Source organism: Saltatorellus ferox, assembly GCA_007751475.1.
Taxonomy (GTDB): Bacteria; Planctomycetota; UBA1135; order UBA1135.
Genome location: CP036434.1, coordinates 2,618,570 through 2,633,477, shown reverse-complemented (window position 1 = coordinate 2,633,477; position 14,908 = coordinate 2,618,570). Strand labels below are relative to the sequence as shown.

The window sequence follows — 14,908 nt, the reverse complement described above, 5'->3', positions numbered from 1 at the left end:
GGGATCGAGTGAGCGGCCCGGATTGTCGCCGATCACCCCCTCGACCTGCTACCCTCCCCGCCATGTTCAGGAAGCTCTGCATCGCGAATCGCGGCGAAGTGGCCGTGCGTATCGCCCGAGCCGCGCGACAGGCGGGCGCACGCACGATGTGCGTGGTGTCCAGCGCGGACGAAGGCGCACCGTGGACCGAGGAGTTCGACGAGACGGTCTGCATCGGCGGTCCGGCGCCCGGCAGCAGCTACCTGCGCGCTGACGCGGTCGTGCAGGCGGCGCGTCAAGCGGGCTGCTCGGCCGTGCACCCGGGCTGGGGCTTCCTCGCCGAGAACGCGCGCTTCGCCGCGCTCTGCGAGCAGCACGGGCTGACCTTCATCGGGCCGCGCCCGAGCATCATGGAGCGCATGGGCCTCAAGTGGCCCGCGAAGGTCGCGATGCGCGCCGCGGGGCTCGACCTCACGCCCGGCAGCGAGGGCCTGCTCGAAACCGTCGAAGAGGCCGTCTCCGTCGCCGAATCCACCGGCTACCCGGTGATCCTCAAGGCGGACGCGGGCGGCGGCGGCCGGGGCATGAGGATCTGTCACTCCGCCGACGAGGTCCGTACCGAGTTCCCCTCCGCCCGCGCGGAAGCGATCTCGGCCTTCGGCAACGGCGCCATGTTCCTGGAGAAGTACGTCACGGGCGGAAGGCACATCGAGTTCCAGGTGATCGGCGACAGCTACGGCGCCGCCGTGCACCTCTACGAGCGCGAGTGCTCCATCCAGCGCAACCACCAGAAGCTGATCGAGGAGAGCCCCTCCCCCGCACTCGACGACGCGACGCGCAAGGCGCTCGGTGAGCGCGCGGCCCAGGCCGCCGCTTCGATCGGCTACACGGGCGCGGGCACCATCGAGTTCCTGATGCACCCCGAGGGCGAAGGCGCGACCGCGGGCAAGCTCTGCTTCATGGAGATGAACACGCGCCTTCAGGTCGAGCATCCCGTCACGGAGATGGTGACCGGCATCGACATCGTGCGCGAGCAGCTGCGCGTCGCCGCCGCCGGGCCCCTTGGCTTCACCCAGCAAGGCGTGAGCCTGGAGGGCCACGCCATCGAATGCCGCATCAACGCCGAGGATCCGTCCGACGGTTTCAAACCCTCGCCGGGCAAGGTCGACGTCTTCGACATCCCGCTCGACCAGGGCCCCGGCCGCGTGCGCGTGGACACGCACATGACGGAAGGCGCCGAGGTCTCCCCCTACTACGACTCGCTCATCGCCAAGGTGATCGTGCACGCCGCCACGCGCGCGGACGCGATCACGACGATGGAGAACACCCTCGGCGCCGCGCGCATCGAAGGCATCGCCACGACGATCCCCCTGCACCTCGCCGTGCTGGGTTCCCCTGAGTTCCGAAGCGGTCAGTACGACACGCGCACCATCCCTGGCTGGCCGGCCTGAGACAGCACCATGGCACACGTACCGCTGACCCCCCTCGGAAACCCGAGAACCACCGCCCTCGACGACGCGAGCTACCGGCGCCACGCGTCCGCGATGGCCGAGAAGAACGAAACGCTCCGCGGACTTCGCGACGAGGTCGCGAAGGGCTGGGGCGAGAAGTACATCGAGCGCGTCCACCAGAAGAGCAAGCTGACGGCGCGCGAGCGCATCGAGGCGCTGCGCGACCAGGACACGCCGATCCGCGAGGTCGGCACGTTCGTCAATCACGGCGTCCAGTTCGGCAAGCTGAAGTGTCCCGCCGCGGGCGTGGTCACCGCGTTCTGTCGGATCGCCGGGCGCTGGACCATGGTGATCGCGAACGACAACACCGTCGCCTCCGGGTCCTGGTGGCCGAAGACGCCCGAGAAGATCGAGCGCGCCCAGGAAATGGCGCTGCGGCTGTCGATCCCCGTCGTCTACCTGGTCGATTGCTCCGGCCTGTTCCTGCCCGAGCAGTCGCGCTCGTTCCCGGGGCTCACCGGCGCGGGCCACATCTTCAAGAAGAACGCCGAGCTCTCGGCCAAGGGCGTGCCGCAGATCGCAGGCGTCTTCGGTGACTGCATCGCAGGCGGCGGCTACATGCCGATCATCTCCGACCGCGTCGTGATGACGGAGCAGGCGTACATGGTCATCGCGGGCGCAGCGCTCATCAAGGGCGCGAAGAGCCAGAAGCTCTCCAGCCTCGATATCGGCGGGCCCGAGGTCCACGTCCATCAGTCGGGTTGCGCGGACATGCGCGTTCCGGACGATGACACGGCGTTGATCGCGATCCGCCGAGAGGTCGAGAAGCTCGGCTCGTCGGCGATCGACTACTACCGCTACGGCGCGGATCCTGCGTCTCCGTTCTTCGATACGCGTGAACTCGACGGGCTCTTCCCGCCGGACCACCGTATGACCTACGCCGCCGAAGACGTCATCGCGCGACTGGTCGACCGCAGCCTGTTCTGGGAGCTGCTCCCCGACCGCGGCCGCGAGATGATCGTCGGCGTCGGTCGCGTGGGCGGGCTCTACATGGGCTTCGTCGCCAACCGCCAGGGGCTCATCGACGACGCGTCGGAACGCGGCTCCCAGAAGCCCGCGGGCATTCTCTACCGCGAGGGCATCGCGAAGGTGGCCGCGTTCAGCCGCGCATGCAACGACGACGGCATTCCGATCTGCTGGCTCCAGGACATCTCGGGCTTCGACATCGGCGTCGAGGCCGAGCGGCAGGGCCTCCTCGGCTACGGCTCGTCCTTGATCTACACGAACAGCACGAACACCGTTCCGATGTTCACGGTGCTGCTGCGCAAGGCGTCGGGCGCGGGCTACTACGCCATGGCGGGCCTACCGTACGAACCGGTCGTCCAGCTCTCGACGCCGCTGACGCGTCAATCCGTGATGGAAGGCCGCACGCTCAGCATCGCGGCGTTCAACACCAAGCTCGACGACGACTTCGAGATCCTGAGCACGGATCCCGAGGAGCGCGCCGAGATCGAGAAGGGCATGGCAGAGACCGAGGCGCGGATCGAGGGCGACATGGATCCCTACAAGTCGGCGTCGCAGATGGACACGGACGAGATCGTGCAGACGTCGGAGCTGCGCGGCTGGCTGGAGGTGTTCGCGGAAGCCGCCTACCAGTCGAGCGGCACGCGTCGAATCAAGAACCCGCGCATCTGGTCGCTCCACGACCTCGCTGCGCTCACGGAGGTGCGAGGATGAGCCAGGTACACGCGAAACGAGAGCTTCGGATCGTCGCGCTCGAGGACGGGAACGTCGGGCTGGCCTCGCCGGACGTCGGCGAGTTCGCGGCGGCGCTTCCGCGCGGAGCGACGCTCAGCCCCGGCATGACGGCGGGCGTCCTGCACCAGCTCGGAAAGTCCTTCGAACTCGTGGTGCCTGCGGGCGCGGGCGGCGCGATCGTCTCGGATCCGCCGAAGTCCATGATGGCGCCGGTCGGCTTCGGAACGACGCTGTACAGGCTCGATCCCGAGGGCATCGCCGCAGGCGGCGCGGGCGTCGGCGCGGCGAGTTCGGGCGCCGCGGGGGACGGATTGTTCGTTCGAGCCGGCCAATCAGGCCGCGTCTGGCACTCCCCCGCACCCGGGGAGCCGGTGTTCTGCACGGCTGGCTCCACGGTCGAAGCGGGCCAGGCCCTGTGCCTGATCGAGGTCATGAAGACGTTCTCCACCGTTCCCTACAAAGCCCAGGACGGGCTTCCTGCGCGGGGTAAGGTGGTGAGGTGGATCGTGGAGGACGGAGGCGACGTCGAATCCGGCATGCCTCTCCTTGAGATCGAGCCCGCCTGACACATAGTTAGTGATGCCCCGATAGCTAGTTAGGCCCCGACGCGTGGGGTGCCTGGGAAGTCCAGTGCGGGCCGTTCGTCCGGACCCGGACCGCCTGCCCCCCCACCACGGCCCCATAGACCGCCGCCCATACGAATGAACCGCGCCATCCCACTCTTCGTAGCCATCGCCGCCTTCGGCGGCGGGCTGGCCTTCCTGGCGCTCAAGACGAGCCCGGAGGAGACGATCCCCCGGCTCTCGGATCCGGCGGAAACGATCGGTCTGCCCGACGAGACGACACGGTCGGAGGCGGCATCCGAGGACGCCCCCAGGCCGACGACGCTCGCGACGATCCAGGACGTGCCTCGCTCCGCGACGACCAGGGGCGGCGCGGCGAGATACTGGGAGGTGATCCCCATGAACGCGCTCGGCCAGCGGATCGACAGCGCGGTCGTGACGGCGACGCCCGCCGATGAACTCGAGGGCGCTGCCGCAGCACTGGAAGCGACGGGCCGCACCCGGTGGACCTCCGTGCCCGCTGGCACCTGGAGCCTCAAGGTCGAAGTGGAGGGCGAACCGACCTGGACCCGCGAGGTCCTCGTCGAGGCCGACGACGCCCTGCGCACGCCGGTCTACGTCGGCAACGAGCTGCGCATCACCGGCGAGGTTCGCGATTCCAACGGGGCGCCGCTGCCCCGGAACACGCCGGTCTTCCTCCTCCCCAAGGGCGCCCAGCACCCAACGGAGGAGGAGCTGCAGCGTGACGTCAAGACCGGGATCCAAGGAACGACCGACGGTGCGATCGCCGTTCAGACGGATGCGGCCGGGCGCTTCAAGACGCGCCTTCCGGAAGCGGGCGAGTATCGCATCTCCGTGGGAACGCCCCGGGGAAACGATGCGGTGCGCTGGACCCAGCCGACGGGCGTGGAGCTGACCTACGGCGGACCGGACCACGTGATCACCACGGTTCCAGCGCGCGCCGAGATGACGGTTCGCTTCGCTGGTCCGAAGGAGGAGCGCCCCACCGCGATGAGCGCGTACATCTTCGACGCGGAGCGCGCCGCCATGATGCAGGCGCAAACCCAGGCCAGAAACGTGCGATCCGATCAGCCGGCCCAGACGCTGGAAGAGGCGCAGCGCGCGGCCAAGGAGGCAGCGCTCGAAGCCGCCGGAGAAGGAAAGACGGGCAAGAACGGGGGCGCCGGAAGAAACGGGAGCGCCGGAAGAAATGGGGGGAAGGGCGGTCAACGCGGCGGAACCGCGCGCACGATGTCCGAGGAGAACGCGAAGATGCAGAACGCCGACTTCGACTCGATGGAAGGCTCGGGCCAGGGAGGCGATACACGCGTGCCGCTCTTCGAACCAGGCTGGCGCAGCATCGGAAGCCGTAGCGTCGACGCGAACGGCGAGGTCGTCTTCAACGACCTTCCCACGAACAAGGACCTCAGATTCCTCTTCGTGCGCGGGGCCGAGCGGATCGCCACCCCGGCTCCGATTCGAATGCGCAAGGAACAGCGCGCCATCGGCTCCGTCGTTCTGCCGCCCCCGACGCTCGAGCCGGGGTTCCACCAGAACGCGCTGGCGACGCTCCAGCTGAAGGACCGTCCCGAGGACCCGGAAGCTCCGCAGCTGAAGGTGGGCGTCGAGTGGAAGGTCGCAGGCCAGTGACGATCTCGGCTTGAAGCGCTCGGAGAAGGCCCACAGGATCCTGGCTCAGCTCGAGGGGTTCTACCCCGAGACTCCGGTCCCCCTGGACCACACGAGTCCGTTCGAGCTCCTCGTGGCGGTGCTCCTGTCGGCCCAGACGACGGACCTGCGCGTGAACCTCGTCACGCCGGACCTCTTCCGCAAGGCGAACACACCTGCAGCGATGGCACGCCTGGAGGTCGACGATATCCTGGCGTCCATCAAGACCTGCGGTCTCGCGCCCACCAAGGCGAAGAACATCAGGCGACTCGCGGAGATGCTGGTCGAAGAGCATGGCGGCGAGGTGCCTGCGTCCCTGGAGGCGCTGGAGGCGCTGCCCGGCGTCGGACACAAGACCGCCAGCGTGGTGATGGCGCAGAGCTTCGGCGTCCCCACCTTCCCGGTGGATACGCACATCCATCGACTCGCCGCGCGCTGGGGCCTCTCGAACGATACGACGGTCGAGAAGACCGAGGCCGACCTGAAGGCGGTGTTCCCCCGGGAGACCTGGAACAAGGTCCACCTGCAGATCATCTTCTTCGGGCGCGAGCACTGCCCGGCTCGGTACCACGATCTCAGCACGTGTCCCATCTGCGCGTGGGCATCCTCGAAGACGAGGCAAGCGCAGGAGAAGCGAAGGGATGCGAGCGTCGCCAAGAAGCGGCGCCCGCAGAGCCCCGGACGCCCTTAGCGAGAGCGCGTGACCTGGCCCAATGATGTGACGTCATGGATGTCACACGGGGGAGATGCGCCTTTCCCCGGATCCGTTACGGTGGAGAGATGAAGCTCATCACCCTGGCGCTCGCGGCGCTGCCGCTGATCTCACTACCGCTCCTCAGCTCCGCGACGAAACCGGTCGCGCCCCGCGCTGCGTCCCCCACCGGCCAGGAGCCCGCCAGCGAGGCACCGAGGCGCGCCGTGCTCGTCACCGGTGCGAGCAGCGGCATCGGTCGCAGGACGGCGGAGTACCTCGCCGAGAACGAATTCTTCGTTTACGCGGGAGCGCGCAAGGACGCCGATCTCGCGGAGCTCGATGCGCTGGAGAACGTCCAGGGCATCCGGCTCGACGTCACGAAGCCGGATCAGATCGCCGCCGCCGTGAAGACCGTGCGCGAAGCGGGCCGCGGGCTTCACGGGCTCATCAACAACGCGGGAGTGTTCGTGCTGGCGCCTCTCGCCGAGGTTACCGAGGAGGACCTGCACTTCCAGATGAACGTCAATGTCTACGGTCCCTACCGCGTGACGAAGGCGTTCGCGGATCTCCTGATCGAGAGCCAGGGTCGCGTCTCCACGACGGGGTCCATCAGCGGCCATGCCACCTGGGGGCTCGGGGGCCCCTACACGATGTCGAAGCACGCGGTGGAGGCCTACACCGACGTGCTCGCGCTGGAGCTGGAGCCGCTCGGCGTGAAGGTCAGCATCGTCGAGCCCGGCAACTTTCGGTCGCAGATCTTCCAGAGCACGGTCGAGCGCCTGCAGGCCAGGGGCTACACGGCCGAAGGTTCGCGCTACGAAGCGCAGCTGAAGGGTTTCCTGGCGCGCGACCAGAGCCGCTCGGATGCGGCCGACCCCCTGCCCGTCGCCAAGGCGTTCCTCGATGCGATGACGTCGGAGACGCCCAAGCGCCGGTACATGGTCACGCCGAACCAGCGGGAAGCGGATCTCACCCTGGGAGCTGCGCTGAAGCGAATCGCGGAACTCAACCAGGACCAGCCGTTCTCCGTCAGTCGCGCGGATCTACACAGTGCCCTCGACAGTGCCCTCGACAGGGCCCTCGACAGGGCCCTCGACGCCGTCGGTCGCTGATCCGGAAACATGATGAAGGACTCTCGCTCCCTGGTCGCGTCGCTCATCGGGACCCTCTGGCTCGCGCTCGCTCCGCTGGCGCAATCGCAGGAGCCGCTGAACGTCCTGTGGCTGAGCGTCGAGGACATGAGCCCCTGGATCGGCCCCTACGGAGATCGCACGGTACCGACCCCGGCGCTCGACGGCTTCGCCCGTGAGGCCATTCGCTACGACAACGCGTTCGCCGATTCGCCGGTGTGCGCGCCCGCTCGGACGGCGCTCATCACCGGGACCTATCCGACGCGCATGGGCGCGATGCACATGCGCGTTCGATCGCGCTCCCTCCCGAGCGACACCACGCCGATCTACGAGGCGGTGCCGCCGGTCCACGCCCGATGCTTCCCGGAGACGCTTCAGCTCGCGGGCTACTACACGACGAACTGCGCCAAGGAGGACTACCAGTTCCGCGCGCCGGCGTGGACCTGGAACGACTCCAGCCGAAAGGCCGACTACGCGAATCGCCCTTCAGGCACGCCGTTCTTCAGCGTCTTCAACCACGGTGGCACGCACGAGAGTCAGGCCTTCCCCGAGGCGAAGCGCCGCCCGTCCGCGGTCGAAGATGACTCCGTACCGATCCCTCCGATCTACCCGGATACGCCGAGGGTGCGCGATGCTCTGAAGCGCACCTACGACAACATCGCCGCGATGGACCGCTGGTTCGGCGGACACCTGGAGCGACTGGAGAAGGAAGGACTGGCCGAGTCGACCGTCGTATTCTTCTTCTCGGACCACGGCGTGGGGCTCCCGCGCGGCAAGCGCTCGCTCTACGGAACGGGAACGCGTGTGCCGCTCCTCGTCCGTTTTCCCAAGGGGCGCGGCCCCCAGGACCTTCCGCCCGGAAGCGCCACCGATCGGATCGTGAGCTTCATCGACTTCGGCCCCACCGTGCTGAGCCTCGCGGGCATCGCACCGGACCTGCGTCTCGACGGTCGCGCCTTCCTCGGGGCCCACGCGGCGCCGCCGCGCGAGCTGGCGTTCTTCCACGCGGATCGATTCGACTCGGCCATGGACCGGACGCGCGCGGTGACCGATGGCACGCGGCTCGTGATCCGCAACCTGATGCCCGAGGTGCCGCACCTGATCGCGAACGCCTACCGCGAGCGGATCCCGATGACGTGGGATCTCTATGCGCTCCGCGACGGCGGGGACCGAGCTTGGACCCGCGCGCCCGCGCAGTGGCAGGTCGGCTCGACGCGGCGGCCCGAGGTCGAATGGTACGACCGAACGGGCGACCCCTGGGAGGTCCGCAACCTGGCGGGCTCGGAGGGACTGGTGGCCGAGGAGCGCGCTGCCTTCGGGGCGCTCGACGCGGCGCTGGAAGCCTGGATGACCGACACCGGTGACCTGGGCCTGGTCGCCCCCGAGGAGGAGATGATCCGACGTTTCCTCTGGCCGCCGGACGGCGAACAGCCGCAGACGGCCGCTCCGAGCGTCGAGCGCGCGGAAGGTGGCGGATGGGTGCTCAAGAGCTCGACTCCCGGCGCTTCGCTCGCCTACAGGCTAGGTCCGGACGGCCCGTGGCATACGATCGCCCCCGGACAGGAGTTCATCTGGCCGGGGCCTGGCTCCGGCGACGCGCCTCCGGAACAGGCCGCCATTCAGCTCTGGGCTCACCGGGCCGGCTTTGCCCCCTCTAGGAGTCTGCGCCACTGAATGCGGTTTCGCGAGTGCCGTCAGGATTCGCGCTCGCAAGGCGCGCCGGCCCCCCCATGGTTTGATGCCATTGGGGTTTGGCGCAACGCCGCGAGCGTGGATCCTGGCGGTGCTCGCGGAATCGCATTCTGTGGCGCAGACTCCTAGCCTGCATTATTCACGAGTTTGCTCCACCAGTGCGTTCAAACCGCGGTGTGGCAAGGAAGACGACCGAACGAAGCGGAGGCGGGCCCGTAGGCCCGTCGAGCATTCTGTGAGGGAGCCCGCGAAGCGGGCGGCAGCCAAAGGCTGCCGTCTGACGCCGCCACGGCGTGGTTTGGGCGTGCTGGTGGTGCAAACTCGTGAACAATGCAGGCTCCTATGAGCACGGCCTCGTCAAGGTCGTTGTAGTGAATTTTGGTCGTCGTCCTGCTCCTGGATGATTGAATCGTTGGGCGGTTGGCAGCCCTGGGCAGGATGTATCTCGGCAGACCTTTGGAATCTGCTGCGTGATACCCATCTCCGCCCAACCCGCGCGTGCAATCTCGCCTGCGGCTTCGCGGGCGGAGTCTGACCTGAGCTAGAGAACGTCACAGTCCCTGTGCCTCCAAAGGGCGCTGGGCGGCCGCAGCCGCCCAGAGCGCTACCTTTCTTTGGTCTGTTCTTCCACCACGAAGGCGGCGCACAAAGTGCAAGCACGCTCGGAGTCTTCATAGCTTTCTTGCGTAGTAGCGTGGACGCGCCAGAGGCTGGCTTGGGAGGGTCGCCGCGCGACAAGCTCCTATCCGTCTCGGGGTCTGTGCCCCGAAGGCCTAATGCTGCGTTCGCCCGAAGGCGTTGCGAAAGCCAGTGAAGAAACCGCTCCTTCTAAGTCGTGGCCCACCGGCGGATGCGATGAGCATCCCACCCAGCCGGGCGATGACGAGCTGATTTCCCTCGTGGCGTCCTGCGCTCTATGTGTTCTCGTTGGCCTCCGATTCGTCGTCCTGTTCGAAAAGTGCCCCTGGCGACTGCTTCATCTAGGCAAACGAAGCGGCCTCGATGAAGCGCCTCCGCCCGCACTGCAAGCGAGTCTCCTGGAGCACCGGTGCGAGTCACGCGGGACTCCCCTCCGCGTTCGTTGTCTTGAGTACGGCACCGGTGGGGACTACGCCGTGTTCGACGAAGTGCCAGAACTCGACGAGTAGTTTCCTCGCCACCGCGACGATCGCTTTTCGCTTCGCGCGGCTTCCTCCCTTGCCGACGTGCTCGTGGTACCACTTCGTCGTCCGGCTATCAGGCTGCCAGCGTAGCCATAGCCATCCGAGTTCGACCATGAGCGTCCGAACGCGCGGATTGCCGCTCTTCGAAATGCCTTGGTCTCGTCCCATGTTGCCACTCTGGAACGGTGTGCCCGTCAAACCGGCGAGTGCGCCCACCTGACTTCGGTTGTCAAAGTCTCTCCAGCCGAAGAACTCCGTGGTCAGCACGTAGCTTCCAATGTCGCCCACCCCACGGAGCTGACTGAGGATGGCGGCCTTGCGGGCTGCAGAGGTGGCCTTCTCTGGCTCGGCGCGTGCCTCGCGAAGGACCTGGCGCTGCCGCTGCTCGAGCTCTTTGATCTGCTTGGTGAGAAGGGAGTACAGCTGCCAGCTTCGCTTGACGCTTCGCAAGCACTCAGGTGGGAGTCGTTTGCCATCCCACTGTCGGGCGGCCTTGAGCGCGGTGAGGAAGTCCTTGTCCCTAAAGCTGCCCAGGCGGGGATTGAGGTCTACTCCGTGCTCGAACAGGCTCGCTTGGATCTTGTTGGCGGCCTGCTCTCGTCGCTTTTTGAGGGCCTTGAGGTCCCGGGGCAAGATCCGCTTATCGACTGACTCGAGCGGAGGGACTCGTACGACGCGGAGAACGCGCTCTCCATCGCCATGTCGAGCGAGAAGTTGCGCCATCTTCTGGGCGTCCACCCTGTCGGTCTTGACCTTCCGACTCCGCCTATCGACCTCAATGCTCGCGGGATCGATGATGACGTTCTCGATGCCGTGGGCGAGCAGGAATCGGTGGATCCAGAAGCCGTCGCGACCCGCTTCGTAGCAGCTCTTGACCAGAGTGTTCTCTGGAAGATTGAAGTGCTTCTTGGCCGCTTCGATCTCCGCGAGAAACCCATCGAGGTCCCTGGCGCGAACGTCGCGGATCTTCGCTTTGGACACTCTGTCGAGGGTGATGCCGAGCTTCCAAGTATCTTTGCTCAGCTCGAGGGCGACGTAGAGGACGGGGGTTGCAGTAGTATTTTGAACGGCTGCCTGGGCCATGAGTAGCTCCGTGCTCGCCAGTTGCCCTTCGCCGTCAAAACTCGGGGCGCTGGCTGGTTCAGGCAGCCTCTCTTCCACTCCGGTCCACTACCGGGGCGGTCAAAGCTGCCGTGCAGGACACTTTCGCTTTCGCGCGGCGTCCTGGAAAGGCCTGCCCCATAGCATCTAGCTCTGAACTCGCGTTGAATTCGCGCTGAGGTGAAATCGAAGGGCTCATCCGCTTTCCCCCCGGAATCCTGGTGCGAACGGGGTCCACAGCTCATCTTCTTCCGCCCCCAACCCCTGGCAAGCGAGCCACCGATGATCCAACCCGAGCACGACCCTGACCCAGACTCTTCCGAAGAGGCCATCGATCCCGCTATCAGGGCGGCAGGCGACGCGCTGGACAACGGAGACCCGGAGTCCGCGCTCGTCGAAGCGGCGCGGGCGAAGGACCCCGGCGAGCGAGCGCTGATGGAGGTCCGCGCCTACATGGCGATGGGCATGCTGGAAGCGGCCGAGGGCGCCCATGGACGCGCCGTCGAAGCGCTGGGCGACGATGACGTCGACGTGGTGGAGATCGAGGGCGAAATCGCGCTCCTGAACTGGGAGCTGGAGCACGCCACCGAGTGCTTCGAAGCCATCGCCGAGGTCGAGGACGATCCCTACATCCTGGAGCGTCTTGCGCTCCTGGCCGACCTCGCGGGGGACGAGGACGCATCGCACGCATTGATGGAGAAGGCCCGCGAACTCGACCCGGAGCGCCCGGAGCCGATCCGCCTGTCCGAGGAGGCGTTTGCGTCCGTCGTGGACGAGGCGCTCGCCGACATGCCCCCGGAGTTCAAGAAAGCGGTGGAGTCCGCTCGCATCGTCAGCGAGCCCGTCCCGTTCGTCGAGCTCGACGATCAGTCGGAGGAGGCGATGGTCCCACCGGACGTGCTCGGCCTCTTCGTGGGCCCCACGATCCACGAGCTGGCCGACGCGGTCTCGGGCGAGCTCCCTCCCACGATCTACCTCTTCCAGCGCAACCTGGAGCGCATGGCCAGGGGTCCCGAGGAGCTCGCCATCGAGATCCGGGTCACGCTCTTCCATGAGATCGGTCACCTCCTAGGATTGGACGAGGACGAAGTGGCCGCGATGGGCCTCGCCTGATCTTCAAAGAGCCCCCCCTCGGGCCCCCGCGAGGGGCCTCACCATGGAACCAACCAGCTTTCTCCAGCGCGTGGACGCGATCATCCGACGAGTCGAAGACTGGCTCGAGGACTTCGATCCCGACGAGGTCGACTTCGAGACGGCCGACGGCCTGATCAAGATCCAGTTCCCGGGCGGGCCCACGTACGTGCTGAACCGACAGACGGCAGCGGATCAGATCTGGTACGCGGCAGGCGACCGCGCCTGGCACTACAACCTCGACGAGGCGTCCGGTGAGTGGCGTGCCGACAAGGACGAGCACGAACTCTTCGCGAAGATCTCGGAGACCGTGTCGAAGAAGCTCGGACGCGACGTCCGGATCGACCCCGAATAGCGCCATCACTTCCACATGAGCCACGAGCCCATCCAGCTTCACCGACTCGAGGGATTCTTCTGGGTCGCACGCACGGGCGGGTACGCAAAGGCGGCGCGCGCGTTCCCCTATCCGATCACGCAGCCCGCGGTTCACAACCAGGTCAAGAAGCTCGAGGACGAACTCGGCGTCTCCCTCTTCGAGCGCGTCGCGAAGGACCGGATGGCCCCGACCGCTGCGGGCCAGCGCCTGTACGACTTCGTGCGCCCCTTCTACGAAGCGCTGCCCACGGTGCTGCGCTCGGTGCGCGGCGGCGAGTTCGGCGGCGAGCTGCGCGTCACCTCGACGAGCCTCCTCCTCCGCCATCTCGTGCCCGCATGGATCCAGCGTCTGCACGCGAACCATCCGGACGTGATGGTGCATCTGGAGGAGACCGCGGACGACGCGATCGACCTCCTGCGCAAGGGCTCGGTCGACCTCGCGATCGATCACCTCTACGAGGTGCCTTCGGATATCGCGACGATGCCGGTCGCGCTGGTGGAGCCCCGCGTGGTGCTGCCTGCGTCGCATCCTGAAGCGAAGGCGATTCTCTCCGGGAAACGGCCCTTCGAACTCGCGCGGCTGGACCAGACGCCCTTCGTGGCGTACGCACCGGGCCAGCGCGCCCGCGACCTCCAGTTCATGGCCCTCGCCCAGGAGGAGATCACGCCGCCGTCGATGCTGTCGGGCACGAGCGCCGAGGTGATCATGGGCTTCGTCTCGGCGGGCCTCGGATGGTCCATCCTGCCCGCGATCGCGCCGGACGGCGCCACCTTCGACGTGGAGGGCGTGGTGTCCGCGCCGCTGCCGATCCAAGCGCCCGGCCAGAACGAGGGTCCCGCCTTCGAGATCGTGGCGGCGTGGCGCAAGAACACGCCGGAGAATCCGCTTCTCGACGCCATGCTCGAAGCGGCCCCGAAGATCGAACGCTGATGCGCACCGTCTCCATTACCCGCTACGTCACGCCGCTGCGCGAAGGCGGCTCGATGCCCGCCATCGTCGAGGCCGACGACGACGGCCTCTACGTCCTGAAGTTCCGAGGCGCAGGCCAGGGAACCAAGGCGCTGATCGCAGAACTCGTCTCGGGGGCGATCGCGGACGCCCTCGGCCTGCCGATTCCGGAGCGCGTCTTCGCGGAGGTCGACACGGATCTCGGCCGCACCGAGGCCGATCCGGAGGTCCAGGAGCTGGTGCAGGCGAGCGGCGGCACGAACCTCGCCCTCGACTACCTGCCGGGCTCGGTCAACTTCGATCCGCTCGCGGATCTCGATGCGACGAACACGACGCTCGCGTCGCGGATCGTCTGGTTCGATGCGTTCATCAGCAACGTGGACCGCACGCCGCGGAACACGAACATGCTGATCTGGCACGGGAAGCTCTGGCTGATCGACCACGGCGCCTCGCTGTACTTCCATCACGGCTGGAACGGCTCGCTCGAGAAGGCAGCGGCGCCTTTCACTCACATCCAGGACCACGTCCTGCTGCCCCAGGCGACGGAGATCGAGGCCGCCGACGCGGAGCTCGCGCCGCGTTTGACCGCGGCCTTCTTCGAGGAGACCCTGGCGCAGGTTCCGGACGACTGGCTCGCCTCCGAAGGCGCCTTCGGAGATCCGCCTGCGCTGCGCGCCACCTACGTCGCTTACTTCCAGCGCCGCCTCGAAGGCCGCGCGGCGTTCGTGCAGGAGGTGCTCCGTGCCCGAGGCGCATAGCTACGACTACGCGGTCGTGCGCGTCGTGCCCCGTGTTCATCGCGAGGAGTTCCTGAACGCGGGCGTGATCCTCTCCTGCGAGGGCGAGGACTTCCTGGAGGCCCGCATCGACCTGGATCGCGACTGCCTGCTGCGGATGGACCCGGGCGCCGACCTGCCAAGAATCGAGAAGCACCTGGAGTCGATCGTCCAGATCTGCGCAGGGGGCCCCGGTTCCGGACCGATCGGAGCGCTGTCCCGACGCGCACGCTACCACTGGCTGACCGCGCTGCGCAGCTCGATGATCCAGACGTCCCTGTCACACATGGGATTCACCGAGGACGCGAGCGCGACCCTGCACCGCCTGACGCGGCAGCTCGTGTCCCGCGACGCCGATTCGGCTTAGCGACCACTCTCCGAGACCTGCGCGGTCGTCGTCGCCTCGGGCAGAACGTCGTTCTGCGCTCGAAGTCCCTGTTAAGTGATGTGGGGAGTCCCCGAGCTTGGCACTGGCCTC

13 protein-coding genes are annotated in these 14,908 nt (G+C 67.2%); 12 read left to right on the top strand and 1 reads right to left on the bottom strand.

Going from position 1 to position 14,908, the window contains the following annotated elements:
• The first annotated feature begins 62 nt into the window (after positions 1–62).
• The 7 genes from Poly30_RS09390 (at position 63) to Poly30_RS09360 (ending at position 8,917) form a co-directional block, all read left to right on the top strand.
• Positions 63–1,430 (top strand): acetyl-CoA carboxylase biotin carboxylase subunit, encoded by a 1,368-nt coding sequence (locus Poly30_RS09390; protein ID WP_145196575.1) that lies wholly within the window; start codon positions 63–65, stop codon positions 1,428–1,430.
• A 9-nt stretch (positions 1,431–1,439) separates the two neighbouring features.
• Entirely contained in the window at positions 1,440–3,167 is a 1,728-nt protein-coding gene (locus tag Poly30_RS09385; RefSeq protein ID WP_145196573.1) for an acyl-CoA carboxylase subunit beta, read from the top strand.
• Positions 3,164–3,754: an acetyl-CoA carboxylase biotin carboxyl carrier protein gene (locus Poly30_RS09380; protein WP_145196571.1), complete on the top strand. Its 591-nt coding sequence runs from the start codon at positions 3,164–3,166 to the stop codon at positions 3,752–3,754. The genes Poly30_RS09385 and Poly30_RS09380 overlap by 4 nt, the downstream gene beginning before the upstream one ends.
• A 135-nt stretch (positions 3,755–3,889) precedes the next feature.
• The gene (locus Poly30_RS09375; RefSeq protein ID WP_145196569.1) at positions 3,890–5,401 is read left to right on the top strand and encodes a hypothetical protein; all 1,512 of its coding nucleotides are present in this window, start codon (positions 3,890–3,892) and stop codon (positions 5,399–5,401) included.
• Between the two features lie 10 nt (positions 5,402–5,411).
• Positions 5,412–6,110: an endonuclease III gene (nth, locus tag Poly30_RS09370; RefSeq protein WP_145196567.1), complete on the top strand. Its 699-nt coding sequence runs from the start codon at positions 5,412–5,414 to the stop codon at positions 6,108–6,110.
• 89 nt (positions 6,111–6,199) lie between these two features.
• Positions 6,200–7,225, top strand: a complete 1,026-nt coding sequence (locus Poly30_RS09365) for an SDR family oxidoreductase (protein WP_419191169.1) — start codon at positions 6,200–6,202, stop codon at positions 7,223–7,225.
• 9 nt (positions 7,226–7,234) lie between these two features.
• Positions 7,235–8,917 carry a sulfatase family protein gene (locus Poly30_RS09360; protein WP_145196562.1) on the top strand — a complete coding sequence of 561 codons (1,683 nt, stop codon included), beginning with the start codon at positions 7,235–7,237 and terminating at the stop codon, positions 8,915–8,917.
• 1,073 nt (positions 8,918–9,990) lie between these two features.
• On the opposite strand, the gene Poly30_RS09355 is transcribed toward Poly30_RS09360, so the two are convergent.
• Entirely contained in the window at positions 9,991–11,181 is a 1,191-nt protein-coding gene (locus Poly30_RS09355; protein WP_145196560.1) for an IS110 family RNA-guided transposase, read from the bottom strand.
• Between the two features lie 300 nt (positions 11,182–11,481).
• On the opposite strand from Poly30_RS09355, the gene Poly30_RS09350 reads away from it, so the two are divergent.
• From Poly30_RS09350 to Poly30_RS09330, 5 genes are read left to right on the top strand one after another with little or no spacing between them, the layout of a single operon-like run.
• The gene (locus Poly30_RS09350; RefSeq protein WP_145196558.1) at positions 11,482–12,312 is read left to right on the top strand and encodes a metallopeptidase family protein; all 831 of its coding nucleotides are present in this window, start codon (positions 11,482–11,484) and stop codon (positions 12,310–12,312) included.
• Between the two features lie 43 nt (positions 12,313–12,355).
• The gene (cyaY, locus tag Poly30_RS09345; RefSeq protein ID WP_145196556.1) at positions 12,356–12,685 is read left to right on the top strand and encodes an iron donor protein CyaY; all 330 of its coding nucleotides are present in this window, start codon (positions 12,356–12,358) and stop codon (positions 12,683–12,685) included.
• 15 nt (positions 12,686–12,700) lie between these two features.
• The gene (locus Poly30_RS09340) at positions 12,701–13,636 is read left to right on the top strand and encodes a LysR family transcriptional regulator (RefSeq protein WP_145196554.1); all 936 of its coding nucleotides are present in this window, start codon (positions 12,701–12,703) and stop codon (positions 13,634–13,636) included.
• Positions 13,636–14,412, top strand: coding sequence for a HipA family kinase (locus Poly30_RS09335; protein WP_145196552.1), 777 nt, complete (start codon positions 13,636–13,638; stop codon positions 14,410–14,412). The genes Poly30_RS09340 and Poly30_RS09335 overlap by 1 nt, the downstream gene beginning before the upstream one ends.
• On the top strand, positions 14,396–14,797 hold the full coding sequence (locus tag Poly30_RS09330; protein ID WP_145196550.1) for a DUF3037 domain-containing protein: 402 nt from the start codon (positions 14,396–14,398) through the stop codon (positions 14,795–14,797). Before Poly30_RS09335 ends, Poly30_RS09330 begins: the two co-directional genes overlap by 17 nt.
• Positions 14,798–14,908: the final 111 nt, after the last annotated feature.